Here is a 10,598-nt window from a genome sequence, read left to right as displayed (position 1 = left end):
TTCTTGCTCTGCTGGGGGGTGTGGGCGGGGTGCGGTGTTTGGGGTTACCATTTGTGTGGACCGGCCCGGGGGGGGGGCCCCCCCCCGGTGGGTGCACCCCCCGACAACTGTTAGCGGACGACGTAGAGGTGGCGGAGGGGGGCGGTGGGCTCAGGATCTGCCGGCACGGTCTCTCGGCCCGCGTTGAGGTGGATGCTGAGCTTGTTGCCGGCCTCGACGTAGTCGGCGTGCGAGGGGTGGAGGTAGCGCTGGGTCGTGGTGATCTGCCCGTGCCCGGCGATGCGCTGGAGCACGTGCAGGCGCACTCCGGCGTCGGCGAGCCAGGTGAGGCCGGTGTGCCGAAGGCCATGGCGGCGCAACCAGTGGTAGCCCAGCTTCATGACGACTTCGTCCCAGTGGGTGGCATCGCGCAGGACGGCCGTGCTGATCCGCCCGCCCCGGGGGCCGGTGAACAGACGGGCCATCGGGTCGTTCCCGACGACGGTGAGTCGCCAGGTCACCATGTCGCGGATCTCTTCGATGATCGGGACGGTCCGGCGGCGCTTTCCCTTCGTGCCCTTGTCGACGAGTCCGCCGGGACTTGGCGTGGTCTGCCGGCAGAGGTCCCACGTCCAGTCGAAGCGATTGATGTCCTTCACCCGGACGCCGGAGACCTCGCCGATGCGGGCGCCGGTGCACGCTGCGAAGCGGACGACGTCGCCCCAAATCCGGTAGGCGCCGTGGGAACGGGCGACGAGCGCCTCGGCGAGGGTGTCGAGGGCGTCCCAGTCGGGCAGGGCGAGGGCGCGGGGGTTGTCCAGCTCGTCCTCGAACTGCTTGTACAGGGACTGCCAGCCGGTCAGTCGGCACGGGTTGAGGTCGATGATGCCGTCGCGGCGGGCCTGCTCCATGACACGGACGAGGGGGGCAAGGGTGTTCTTGACGGAGGACTTGCCGACCTCGTCGGATATCCAGGCGTGCAGGGCCCGGTCGGTGATTCCGTTGGTCATCGACACGACCGGGACATGTCCCATGGTCGGAACGACCCGGAGCTTCCACCCGGCCCGGTAGGGGTCGAGGGTTTTCGGCTCCAGGCCACGCATGGCCAGGTCCCAGTTCTCGTCCCCGTAGTCCGCCAACGTCACATTCGAGAGCGACGGAACGATTCCGCGCTTGGCCGCCTTGCGCAGACGGTCGATCCAATCCTTCGCCTCGTCTTCGGACGCAACGGAGTTGGAGAGCGACTTTCGCCCGCCGCCTTCGGGATCCCACCACCGCACACGTGCGCGATACCGGAACTCGGGGCGCCGGTCCGGCCGGAACTCGATGTCGTCGGTCAGGTCGATCGCGATCGGGACGATCACGGGGGTGTTAGCCAAGCTATGCGGCCTCCGGTTTCGTGGGAACTGTTCGTTGGGATACGAGCCACGCCTGGGTGTCAGGTATGGAGTAGACGACGGTCCGGTTGGCGAGACGGACGAAGGGCGGCCCTTGAGGAGGCTTGGCGGTGCGCCAGCGGCGGAGGGTCGACGGATCGACCTTCAGGAGGGGCGCCAGCTCGTCCGCGGTGTACCAGCCGCTGTGGAGCAGGTCGACGACCGAGGGCAGGCCGGTGTCGCCTCCAGGTTGTTGCAGATCGTTCACGGCGCGCACTCCCCGGAACGGACGGGGTGCGTCGCGGGGACCGCGGGTCGAGCGAAGAGTTGGTGCACGTTGGTGATCCTTGGACTGGCCGAGAGAGCTTCAGGGATGAGTCGGTGGCCAGTCCCGGTCTTTTCGCGCCTGCGCAAGCATGCGCTGGTGGCAGCACTCCTTGCAGCAGGTCGGCATCACGTACCTGGCCCTGAAGCCCTTCGGAGCAGCCGCAGTGGAGCAGGATGCTGGAGTCCTTCATGCAGTCTTCGCCCTATTCGTCCGAGTCGATGAAGGCCAGAACGGCCGGCAAAGGTGAGGGGTGCAGGCCCTGCTCTCGCATGTGAGCGCGGGTCTCCCGCAGTCGCTGGCAGTCCTCGGCCCCGATGCGTTCGAACTCAGATGCCTGGCGCGACAGTTGCTGATATCGGCCCGATCCGACCTCGTGTTGGACAGCCTGGGAACGACGTTCGCGCGCCTCGCGAGTCGAGATCAGGGCGGTCCGGACGTCGACCGCGTGCTCACGGTAGATGGCGAGAACGGTGTGGGAGCGGTCTTCGGCGGCGGCGCCCTCGAGCGGGTCCTCACCGGTGATCAGCATCGCGGCTTCCCAGACCGGCAGTCTGAGGTTGGGGAGGAGGTCGACCTCGGCCTCACCGTCGAGCGGGACGATGAGGCTGACGAGCGGCACCCCGAGCGCGACAGCGAAGGCGAGGGCCTCCTCCAGCTTCAAGGATTCCCGACGGAGGGTTTCGATCTTGTTGATCGCGTTCCCGGCGACCGGCACTCCCAGCTCGGTACATGCGGCAGCGAGTTCCGGTGCGCTGAGGCCGACCTCGGTGCGGAGGGCCTTGACCGCACTGCCGACTCGAGCGGTGAAGTCTTGGATGGCTGGCTGGGATGTCATGAAGGAAGTGTAACTCGTGAAATGCTTCCCTCGTGGAAGGTGTGATAGATGTTTCTCTCACAGAGAACGCGCCATGTCCTGGAGGTCGACGTGAGGGAAGTAGCGGCTTCGGCTGGAGCCCGGTACTCGCGGGCGGCCCTCAGGAGCCTCCCGCCGGCACTGCTGCTGACCGACGCCAACCGGATGCTCGCCCTGAGCCGGACCAAGGGCTACCTGATGGCCCGGACCGGCCAATATCCGTGCGGGATCATCCAGGTAGGGGACGGCCACAGGGTCATCACGACCGACTTGCTCCAGTTCCTCGGAGTCGACGATGCCGGCATCCGGCGCTCGTTCGCCGAATTGCCGCCAGCCGTCCCCCTGCCGACAGCCAACGCGCTGCTGTCGCTCAGCCGCACGACGGGCTACAAGCTCGCCAGGACCGGCCAGTACCCCTGCACCGTGCTGCGGCTGGGGGTGGAGTACCGGGTCCGCAAGAGCGAGCTGCAGCGGCTGCTGCACCTCAGCGACGAGCCCAGCGAACAGGCCGTAGCGTGATGCCGCCGCTGCATACCTCCACCTGACGGCGAGGGAGCGCTCGGTCCTTGACCGCAGTTTGCCGCCGCTACGCATGCAGTAGTCGCGCCGCATCCCCGGCGCGGACCGTGCGCGTCAGCCGGCGAACTCCATCAACGGAGCGGTCACGGCCTCGCGCCAGCGCCTGCGGTGGCCGCCTGCGCGCAAGCGGAAGTACACGGTCTCCCGCCGCTCGTCGCGAGCGGTCCCGAAGTGCCCGCCGATGTTGTGCGCCAGGAGGTAGTGCACGAGGACCAGGCTTCCGGCTGCTCCAGTGACCTGTGACGGCTCGCCCAGCTCGACCGGGGGGTAGGGCACCGCGGTGGCCAGCGCGTCGGCGCCGTGCTCACGCAGCCACGCCCCGGTGCGCAGGTGGGTGCCCGGCCACACCCACAGGTTCCCCCGGTCTCGGTAGCGCTGGTCGGTCAGGAGCAGGCCGGCGAGCACGGTGAACGTTCCCGGGCGACCGTCCTCCTCGGTGGGGGTGAGGCCGTCGATGTGTGGGGCGCCGGGGTGGTGCGGGTGCGGGGGCAAGGTGACCGCCAACTGTGCGACCTCCGGCTCCGGCAGAGAGAGTCCTGCCCGCAGAAGGGGCTCGACCGCCTCGGCGACGGCACTGGTGCAGTACAGGTTGCGCAGCTCGGGGTCCTGGGCGAGCGCGGGCCACAGGAAGTACGGTCCGATCCGACCGTCCTCGGGCTGCTGCCGGTCGAGGTGCCGACCGACGAGCGCCCGCCAGTCGGCTACCTGTCCCGGGGTGAGGACATCGGGCACCACGGTGTACCCGCGGTCGCGAAACTCGTTGATGTGCTGGGGAGTTACTGTCTCCATCCGATGATGGAAGCGCGGCGCAGTCGATGCCGACAACCGAATTATCGGAAGCCGGCACCGGACAGTGGCCCCGTGTTCGAACCCGGTGGGTGGCCAACCTACGCGACGAGGTCACGCGATCAGGCTGCCTGAAACCCGCCATCGCCGCGGTCGGATACCACCAGCGGCTCCGCGCCGCGCCCGGCGTCGACCCGCAGGTCGGCAGCTGCTCTGAGGAGTGCAGGTTGTGGCTGGTTCCCGCGCTGTGGTGGTCTTGTCTTTCGCCTACGTTCGAAGACTGCTCATCGGGGCGTCAGGCCGTTCGCGCGGCAGAGGTCGGTCTTCCCGCCGGGCAGGGAAGGGAGGTGACCCCCATGGACGACGACGACCTGCTGCTGGCAGTCGAGCAGCTCTCCGGAGCGCACGACCGCTACGAGGCGGAACGCTCGGACGTCACCAGCTCCGGCAACTCCGCCGGCGACGACGGCGAGAACCGCGACCTGAACCTTCCCCGAGGCTAGGAGACCGCATGGAGCACCGGCTCGTCACAGGCATCGAGAAGGCGCTGGGCTGGGACGGGCCGGGCGCCATCGGGCGCGCGTTCGCCCGCGGGCAGCTCCCGGAGCCGGACCTGGCCGCCCGGCTGATGACGCCGCACCACCTCCTGGACCTGGTAATGCGAAGGCACCTGGCCAACCCTCAGCTGCGTTGCTACGCCACCGGCGAGGAGCTTCACCCCTCGGAGTACCTGACCGAGGTGGTCAACCGGCGGCGCCAGGCGGTTAAGCAGGCCGACATGGCCTCGCTCGGGCGGATCCTGTCCGCCGGTGGCTCGCTGGTCCTCGACAGCGTCGATACCTTCGACCCCACCCTGGAGGTCGCCTGCCGCGCCCTGGGCTGGTGGTCAGGTGAACTCGTCTCCGTCAATGCCTACTTGGGCGTGGGCGACACCGCCGGTTTCGGCCTCCACTGGGACGATCACGACGTGATCTGCGTCCAGGTCTCCGGGCAGAAGGCGTGGGAGGTCCGCGGCCCGTCGAGGCCGGTGCCGATGTACCGCGACGCCGAACGCAATCTCACCCCCGCCGAGGACGTCCTGTGGGCCGGGGTGATGAACCCGGGCGACGTGATCCACATCCCCCGCGGCTACTGGCACACCGCCACCCGCGTCGGCTCCGGCGACGACGGGCACACCCTCCACGTGACCTTCGGCCTCACCCGCCGCACCCCGGTCAGCTGGATCGCCGCCCTCGCAGACACCGCGCGCGCCGACCAGCTCATGCGCACCGACCTGGAGACCGCCGACGGCGTGCCTGCGAATGACCTGCTCGTCGGGCGCCTGGCCGAACTCGCCCGCGAGCACGACCCCGCCACCTACCTCGCGGCCACCCGCGCCAGCACCCCGCCGGCCCGCCACCTCCCGCACATCCCCGCCCTCGGCCCGCTGGAAGCCGTCGCCGCGGTCACCGAGTTCGCACCCGAGATCACCACCACCGCCGACGGCGTCCTGGTCGTCGCCGGCGGCAAGCGCCTCACCTTCCGTTCCCGTGCCGAACAGCCCCTGCGCACCCTGCTGTCCGGCCACCCGGTCCACCTGGCGCACGGCGGAACCGACCTGGCCGCGCTCGCCGACCACCTCGTGAAGGAGGGCCTGTGCGCCCCGCTGAACGGCGACTCGCCCTCGGGCTATACCGGGCTGGTCCCCGCCGTCACCTACTCGCCGCGGCCCTCGACCTCGGCGTAACCGCCCTCGACACCGCCGCCAACTACCAGCACCACCAGGCCCACCGGGTGCTCGCCGACCAGGCCGGCCCCCTCCTGCACCGCTTCGACCTGACCACCAAGATCGGCTACTTTCCCGGCGGCCACGACCTCGACCCCGCCCGCCTGCGCACCGCCGCCGACCAGGCCGCCCGCGACCTCGGCCGCTCCCCGGACACCCTGCTCCTGCACAACCCTGAGCACGACCCGGCCGGGTTCGCCCGGGCGGCCGAGGAACTCGCCCGCCTGCGCGAGCGGGGCCGCATCCGCCACTGGGGCGTCTCCACCTGGAACCCCGCCCCGCTCCTCGCCCACCTCGACGGCGTACCCAGGCCGGACGTCCTGATGACCCGCTCCGGACTCGCCGTCCCCGCCCACGTCCTGGACGCCGGCGACCGGCTCGCCGAACGCCTGCGCCCCCGGCACCGCTGGGGCATGGCCCCCTTCGGCGGCAACCCCGCCGACTCCCTCTGGCAGCAGCTCGACACCAGGCCCTTCCTCGCCCGACGGTGCACCGCACCTGCCCTGCAAGCGGCCCTCGCCATCGCCTACGGCACACCCCCCGTCGAGCGGATCGCCGCAGGCACCTCCGACCCCGCACACCTCGCCGAACTCGCCACCGCCACCCGCGACATCGAGACCGACCCCGACACTCTCGCCCGCTACCGGACACTGCTGCGCGAAGCCGCTACGGTGCGAGAACACCGCGAGGCAGGAGGGGACAACGCCCGTGCAGCAGAACCTGGATGACCTGTCGACCGTCGACCTGGAGGAGGTCCTGAAGGCGACCGAGAGCCGCCTGGGCTGCACCCTCCAGCGGAAGGTCGGCCACTACTCGGCCCACAACGGCAGCGCCGGATTCCCCACCGCGGCGGGCACCTGGGTCCGGCTGGCCTGGCGACGGCCCGACCGACTGAACAGCCAGCGCTGGACCGGCTTCGAAGCCGCCGCCGCCCTCACCGGCGTTCCCCGGCCCGAGTGGCTCGCCGCCGCCTCCTGGACCGACAGCACGCTGGGCGTGGTCTGGCGCGCCGACGAGATGACGCACATCCCGGCCCGCTCCATCTCCCACCGCGCCGACCTCACCACCGACCCGCACCTGCCTGAGCAGTGGTGGACCGACCTGCACTCCGCCCTCGACGCGCTCGCTGGCCACACCACCGACCGCCTCTGCATGCCCCAGACCCACCTCACCGCACGGATCCGCGAGATCTACGGCGACACCGTCGACACCACCGTCACCGACTGGGCCTGTGCCCACGGAGACCTCGGCTGGGCCAACCTGTGCGGCCCCGACCTCGCCGTCCTCGACTGGGAGGACTGGGGCAACGCCCCCGTCGGCCTCGACGCCGCCTGCCTCTGGGCTGCCTCCCTCCCACAGCCCGCCGTCGCTGAGAAGGTCCTGGACCTCTTCGCCGACGTCCTGACCACCCGCTCCGGACGGCTGTCCCGCCTCCTGCTGTGCGCCAACACCGCCCGAGCCCACAAGCGAACCGGTGCCCCGGGGCCGCACACCGACACCATGGCCCGCACCGCCGACCAGCTCCTGGCCGAACTCACCTGACCGAGCCGCCCACCTGCCTGCGTGCCTGCCTGCCTGCCTGCCTGCCAGGAGGCTGCCCGGCGCGAGGCCGACCGGAAACCGGCCCGGCTCCAGGGTGGCCGGGCCCCGGCACCGGGTACGTCTGGTAGCCGACCACGGCCGCCTCGCTGGCCCCCCGACCCGATCGCGCCATGAACGACGTTTGGGCGGGGTTGAGTTCGAGAATCAGGTCACCGGTGGGTCCAACTCCGGGAGGGCAGTCCCGGTGTGCTTGAGAAGGTGCTCGCTGACGCACTCGGCGCTCTTCGCGGCCAGGCGCTGGACCAGATCCAGCCCGTCCGTCGCCTTCTTCTTCCGGACTCCGCCCGCCGGCGACCGCCGGTGGGCGATGGAACCGCGGAGGACGACGAAGTCCTCCAAGAGCTTGCTCGTGCGCTCCTGGTCGTTCTTGTGCCACGCCCAGGAGGCCGTGATGTCGCCGATCCCGACGTACTTGTTGAAGAAGCCCTTGACCTGTGCGGGCTTCGGGGTGTTCAACGAGCGGTCGTCGTCGCTGGAAATCAACGTCGCGCGATCCCTGAGCGCGGTCCGCCAACCGTCATCGGCCAAGTTCCAGATCGCCAGCTCGTGCTTGTCCGCGAGCAGACTGGCCTTCAAGGTCTTCTTGACCTCGTCGGGGAGCGCAAGGCCGTTCGGCGAGTGATCGGCCAAGTGCTGGAGAGCCTCCACCACGAGGTCCTCGCAGAACGCCTCCCACGAGGCACAGATCAGCACCACCGCAGAGCGGCTGACGACCTGGATGTCCGGCCGACGGTAGCCCCGGCCGGTCCCGGTCTCCTTCTCGTGGAACTCGACCAACCGTTCGATGTCGGGCACCGCATCGTCAAGGAGGCTCCGGTGGGCCTGCCCATACGCTTGCACGATCCGCGTCTCCTCACCCAATCCCGAAGGCCACCTGACCCTCCTCAGCTGAGGAGCCTACTGGTTCAACCTTCATGCCCCAGAAGGAATTTGGAACCCGTCGGTTTCCCCTGGCCCCGGCGCAAGGCTGCCGAGTCGGGCGGAGCGGCGGCAACCGTTGCACGTGGCCAGGCATAGTGAGGGCACGGCTGCAGAGAAGGGGATGCAAGTGGTCAAGAAGAAGAGGCTGTGGTGGAGGGCCGGCGCGCTGGCGGTGCCGGCAGGATCGGCCGGCTGGTCGGACGCGCTGTGGCGGGGAGCCGAACTGGTCGAACCCCGTTGGGAGGACGACGAGGGCCCGTACGACTCCTACGCCGTCCACGGACTGCAGGCGCTGGCGCTGCTCCTGCTGGCCGCTGCCGACGAGCACGCCGGCCGGGTGAGTGATGTGCCCGAGACGGAGATCCGGGCCACGGTCGGTGACCCGGTGCGCGCCGCCGCGGTGGTCGAGGCGTTCGTCGCCGGTCACAGTGGCGTCCCCGGGTACGAGTGGCTGGCGCCGCTGGCCGAGCCGCTGCTGCGCGAGCACATCCCGCTGCCCGACATGTTCGAGGTCCCGGCCGCGCTGACCGACCGGCGCGGAACCCCGCTCCAGTGGGGCCTGGAGTGGCTGGCTTGGGCACTGGACGACACGGACGCGAAGGTACCGGCCCGGCAGTGACCGCGATCCGCACGGCCGGCGGGGAGCCCACTGCCCCGCCGGCCGGGCCAGAGCCCGCGACCACGGTGGCCTTCCGGGTGCGAGCGGTGCCGCTCGCACCCGGAAGGTGCGTGCGCGGGCTCAGCCGGCGGACGTGACGCCCGGCGCGAGGTCGAGGTGGACGAGGGCCTTGTCGTCGCTCTGCTTGTAGCGGGCCCAAACCCGGGCGTCGGCATCCTGCTCCTCCGCCCGGTGGACGGCGTCGACCACGGCCTGCGGCCCGTCGGCGCGACAGGCGGTGGCCAGCTCCGTCCACGAGTACAGGCCGTAGTCGTCGACCGCGCTGGACACCCCGTCGGTGGCGGCGAGGATCTGGGCGATCTCGGCTCGCGGCCAGATGGCCGTGACCGCCTGGCGGCCGGCCTCCGGGACGGCCTCGGCCACCCAGTAGCCGCCCGGCCGGTTGATCCATCCCATCTGGGCGTCGCGCAGCTCGACCAGCAGCTGGTGGTGCCTGGTGTCGAAGCCGCTGCCCGCGGCCAGGCGCCGCCGGTACTCGGCGGCCTGCGGCCGGGTCTCCACCAGCTCGGCCAGCCGGGTGTCGGTGAGCGCCTGCACCTGACCGCCGCGGCCGATCACCACGACGGGACTGTCGCCCAGCACGGCCGCCTCCACCACGGTGTCGCCCAGGCGCACGATGGACACCGTCGCGGCGGGCGAGGCTCCGGGTGTCAGCGCGTACTCGCGGGTGATCGCCGAGATCGCGTCGTGCAGGACCTCGGTCAGCTCGGCCCCCGAGCCGGCGGCGAGGCGGTCGACGATCAGCTTGCCGAGGGTGTCCGCGTACCAGCCGCCGCGAGGGCGGTCGTCGGAGAGGGTGGAGACTCCGTCGAGGACCACGAAGGCGTCGCCGGAGGGCGTGGCCAGGATGCGGTCCTCGCTGGGGCGGTCGTTGCGGCCGGGCCGCTCGCCGGTACGCAGGGGCGGGGCAGGGGTGGGTGGCACAGGAGGTTGTCCTTCGCGGGCTGGAGGGATGGGGCGGTCAGGTGTTCTGCAGGGCGGTGGTGATGATGGCGCGGGCGTCGTCGAAGTACACGGCGGACTGCTTGAGCCGGTCGAAGGCTCGCTGGAAGATCGGGACGCGGTCGTCGGTGATCGTCTCGCCGCCGCGGTAGCCCTCGACCTCGACCCGGGCGCCGTCGAAGATCCCGAAGCCGTCACCCGGGTACACGAGGAGCCGGGCGCGGGCGGGGACGATGCCGAGGGTGAGGCCGGGCAGGGACATCGCCTCCAGGAGGTGGGTGAGCTGGGGCCGCATCACGGCCGGGCCTCCGATACCGGTGAGCAGGGCCTGCTCGCCCAGCAGGACGTGGTAGGTACGTCCGCCCTGCCCGAGGTACTGGGCACGCGCGACGCGCTCGGCGGCTCCGGCGTCGATGTCGCGGGGGATGTCGTGCAGGTCGGCGACCAGCCGCAGGACCTCCCTGGCGTATGCGCGGGTCTGCAGGTTGCCCCAGACGAGGTCGGGGCTGAACCCGTGATAGTGCGTGGTCTCTTCGACGAGCCGCCGGAACTCGGCCTGGATCGGACCGGTGCCCTGCCGCAACAGGCCCTGCCAGTCGGGAGCGGACACGGGAACCGAGTGAGTGGGCGTCAGGTCGGGGCTGCCGGGTGCGGGCATGGTGCCTCCGTAAGTTGGTAGGTGGCCAGGGTTCCGGCAGAGTGACGGGACCGGAACGACTGCGGCGACGCTGGTACGGGCCGGCCGACGGCGTGGGCCCTCGGCCGGTGGCCATGGGAAATGGTGCCCA

The 10,598-nt window shown here is 70.7% G+C and carries 13 protein-coding genes; 6 read left to right on the top strand and 7 right to left on the bottom strand.

Annotation, left to right across the window (positions count from 1 at the left end):
• Window positions 1-110 precede the first annotated feature (110 nt).
• The 3 genes from ABZ885_RS15850 to ABZ885_RS15840 form a co-directional block, all read right to left on the bottom strand.
• Window positions 111-1,358 (bottom strand): site-specific integrase, encoded by a 1,248-nt coding sequence (locus ABZ885_RS15850; protein WP_360188042.1) that lies wholly within the window; start codon window positions 1,356-1,358, stop codon window positions 111-113.
• A gap of 1 nt (window position 1,359) precedes the next feature.
• Complete coding sequence (locus tag ABZ885_RS15845; RefSeq protein WP_360188040.1) at window positions 1,360-1,623, bottom strand: DNA-binding protein; 264 nt, start codon at window positions 1,621-1,623, stop codon at window positions 1,360-1,362.
• Between the two features lie 262 nt (window positions 1,624-1,885).
• Complete coding sequence (locus tag ABZ885_RS15840) at window positions 1,886-2,518, bottom strand: helix-turn-helix transcriptional regulator (RefSeq protein ID WP_360188038.1); 633 nt, start codon at window positions 2,516-2,518, stop codon at window positions 1,886-1,888.
• A gap of 90 nt (window positions 2,519-2,608) precedes the next feature.
• Here ABZ885_RS15840 and ABZ885_RS15835 point away from each other — a divergent pair, with 90 nt between their 5' ends.
• The gene (locus ABZ885_RS15835; RefSeq protein WP_360188037.1) at window positions 2,609-3,055 is read left to right on the top strand and encodes a hypothetical protein; all 447 of its coding nucleotides are present in this window, start codon (window positions 2,609-2,611) and stop codon (window positions 3,053-3,055) included.
• Window positions 3,056-3,169: 114 nt separating this feature from the next.
• Here the strand turns inward: ABZ885_RS15835 and ABZ885_RS15830 are convergent, their stop codons facing one another.
• Complete coding sequence (locus ABZ885_RS15830) at window positions 3,170-3,904, bottom strand: phytanoyl-CoA dioxygenase family protein (protein WP_360188035.1); 735 nt, start codon at window positions 3,902-3,904, stop codon at window positions 3,170-3,172.
• Between the two features lie 353 nt (window positions 3,905-4,257).
• Here ABZ885_RS15830 and ABZ885_RS15825 point away from each other — a divergent pair, with 353 nt between their 5' ends.
• From ABZ885_RS15825 to ABZ885_RS15810, 4 genes are read left to right on the top strand one after another with little or no spacing between them, the layout of a single operon-like run.
• The gene (locus tag ABZ885_RS15825; RefSeq protein ID WP_360188033.1) at window positions 4,258-4,404 is read left to right on the top strand and encodes a hypothetical protein; all 147 of its coding nucleotides are present in this window, start codon (window positions 4,258-4,260) and stop codon (window positions 4,402-4,404) included.
• 8 nt (window positions 4,405-4,412) lie between these two features.
• The gene (locus tag ABZ885_RS15820; protein WP_360188031.1) at window positions 4,413-5,627 is read left to right on the top strand and encodes a cupin domain-containing protein; all 1,215 of its coding nucleotides are present in this window, start codon (window positions 4,413-4,415) and stop codon (window positions 5,625-5,627) included.
• On the top strand, window positions 5,537-6,394 hold the full coding sequence (locus ABZ885_RS15815) for an aldo/keto reductase (protein WP_360188030.1): 858 nt from the start codon (window positions 5,537-5,539) through the stop codon (window positions 6,392-6,394). The genes ABZ885_RS15820 and ABZ885_RS15815 overlap by 91 nt, the downstream gene beginning before the upstream one ends.
• Window positions 6,375-7,208, top strand: coding sequence for an aminoglycoside phosphotransferase (locus ABZ885_RS15810; protein WP_360188028.1), 834 nt, complete (start codon window positions 6,375-6,377; stop codon window positions 7,206-7,208). The genes ABZ885_RS15815 and ABZ885_RS15810 overlap by 20 nt, the downstream gene beginning before the upstream one ends.
• Before the next feature lie 204 nt (window positions 7,209-7,412).
• On the opposite strand, the gene ABZ885_RS15805 is transcribed toward ABZ885_RS15810, so the two are convergent.
• Complete coding sequence (locus tag ABZ885_RS15805; RefSeq protein WP_360188026.1) at window positions 7,413-8,129, bottom strand: HEPN domain-containing protein; 717 nt, start codon at window positions 8,127-8,129, stop codon at window positions 7,413-7,415.
• Window positions 8,130-8,316: 187 nt separating this feature from the next.
• On the opposite strand from ABZ885_RS15805, the gene ABZ885_RS15800 reads away from it, so the two are divergent.
• Complete coding sequence (locus ABZ885_RS15800) at window positions 8,317-8,808, top strand: hypothetical protein (RefSeq protein WP_360188024.1); 492 nt, start codon at window positions 8,317-8,319, stop codon at window positions 8,806-8,808.
• A gap of 120 nt (window positions 8,809-8,928) precedes the next feature.
• On the opposite strand, the gene ABZ885_RS15795 is transcribed toward ABZ885_RS15800, so the two are convergent.
• Both ABZ885_RS15795 and ABZ885_RS15790 read right to left on the bottom strand, forming a co-directional pair.
• Window positions 8,929-9,792, bottom strand: a complete 864-nt coding sequence (locus ABZ885_RS15795) for a protein phosphatase 2C domain-containing protein (RefSeq protein WP_360188023.1) — start codon at window positions 9,790-9,792, stop codon at window positions 8,929-8,931.
• A 37-nt stretch (window positions 9,793-9,829) separates the two neighbouring features.
• A complete protein-coding gene (locus ABZ885_RS15790) occupies window positions 9,830-10,420 on the bottom strand; it encodes a DUF5753 domain-containing protein (protein WP_360188021.1) in 591 nt (196 codons plus the stop codon).
• Window positions 10,421-10,598: the final 178 nt, after the last annotated feature.

Origin of the sequence: Kitasatospora sp. NPDC047058 (assembly GCF_040643935.1) — a bacterium.
Taxonomy (GTDB): Bacteria; Actinomycetota; Actinomycetes; order Streptomycetales; family Streptomycetaceae; genus Kitasatospora.
The sequence above is the reverse complement of the archived record's forward strand: the minus strand, read 5'-3'. Positions and strand labels throughout refer to the sequence as shown.